Origin of the sequence: Kribbella sp. NPDC056345, assembly GCF_042262745.1 — a bacterium.
GTDB lineage: Bacteria > Actinomycetota > Actinomycetes > Propionibacteriales > Kribbellaceae > Kribbella.
Genome location: NZ_JBHJQQ010000042.1, coordinates 588 through 1462 on the forward strand (window position 1 = coordinate 588; position 875 = coordinate 1462).

Here is an 875-nt window from a genome sequence, read left to right on the forward strand (position 1 = left end):
CATTTCAATCCTCAAAAACAAGCAACATTCCAAAATCGTTTTTCATTCATTTTTACTGCTGGGCATGATGCCCACCTTCAATCCTCTTTTCGCATGAAAAAACGACCTATACTTAGATGGTTAGTGACCATATCCACTTTACCTTTAAGCAGGGAACCTATTATGAATAAAAAAACGCTGTTGGCGGCCATGATGGTCGCGTTGGTGACCTTTGCCGCTGCTGGATGTTCTTCAAACCAAGAAATAAAAACCACAGATGGTCGCACTATCGTTACAGACGGCAAACCCAAAGTTGACAGTGATACGGGGTTAGTATCCTACAAAGATGCCCATACAGGCCGAACCGAACAGATCAACCGTGACAAAATTACCAACATGAGTGAACTAGACAACTGATACGGATAAAAGGAGCTGGCTTTGAAAAAGATTTTTGTTTCAGTGTTCGCAGCGGCAGTTGCGCTTTCAGCCCTAACCGGCTGCACGCGCACAAGCTATGCCATCCACACCAACGACGGGCGTACAATTGTCAGCGACGGCAAGCCTACAGAATCAGACTCAGGCCTGCTGGGCTATAAAGACGCAAATGGTGTCAAACAGCAGATCAATAAAGCCGACGTTAAAGAAGTCTCTGAAATTCCGCATTGAGGCATCGCTCTCTCCGAAAAGGGCCGCTAATGCGGCCCTTTTCTTTATCTGCCCCAACAACAGGCAAAAAAAGCCCCCGCTGGGGGCCAAATACCTGCAGTGGCTGGATAGTACTGCATTCCTGATGAAGGAGACGAATAAGTATGGGCCGGATTTTTGCGTCTGCAGGCTCGGTCGCCACAATTTTTCCGTACCCGCCAGGCATCATGCTTTTACCATAACATCCGTTG

General features: G+C 47.2%; 2 protein-coding genes. Both read left to right on the plus strand.

Annotated elements, in window-relative coordinates:
• Nucleotides 1-396: YgdI/YgdR family lipoprotein (locus tag ACFCV3_RS42695; protein ID WP_376041202.1), on the plus strand; the 396-nt coding region annotated here is incomplete at its 5' end.
• Nucleotides 397-417: 21 nt separating this feature from the next.
• The gene (locus ACFCV3_RS42700) at nt 418-645 is read left to right on the plus strand and encodes a YgdI/YgdR family lipoprotein (RefSeq protein WP_000719360.1); all 228 of its coding nucleotides are present in this window, start codon (nt 418-420) and stop codon (nt 643-645) included.
• The last annotated feature ends 230 nt before the right edge of the window (nt 646-875 follow it).